At 39.4% G+C, this 317-nt stretch carries 1 pseudogene; it reads left to right on the forward strand.

Annotated features, from left to right (window positions below):
- Positions 1 to 222, forward strand: a pseudogene (locus AB4585_RS24845) (PepSY domain-containing protein); the annotation flags it as partial.
- Positions 223 to 317: the final 95 nt, after the last annotated feature.

Below are 317 nucleotides of genomic sequence, written 5' to 3' on the forward strand. Positions count from 1 at the left end.
ATTGAACAAGTGCAAAAGGCCGAATTTGATATTCTGAAAAAGCTGACCGAGCTCGAAGAGAAATACTCTGCTAAGGCTTTAGAAGTCGAGCTTGAAAACAAAAAAGGCATCGTCTTTTATGAGGTCGAGCTAGTGAGCACTGAGCAAGGCAAACAAAAGCTTCTGATTAATGTTGCCACTGGTGAAGAAATCCCAGTAATGAAGAACAAGAAGCATAAATAAGGACAGTCTAAGTGAAAGTATTGGTGATCGAAGATGACAAGGATACTAGAGAGTATCTTTGTCAATCACTCAAGCAACAAGGCTATGAAGTAGAT

Source organism: Vibrio sp. 10N.222.49.C9, from assembly GCF_041474985.1.
GTDB classification, from domain to species: Bacteria; Pseudomonadota; Gammaproteobacteria; order Enterobacterales; family Vibrionaceae; genus Vibrio; species Vibrio crassostreae_C.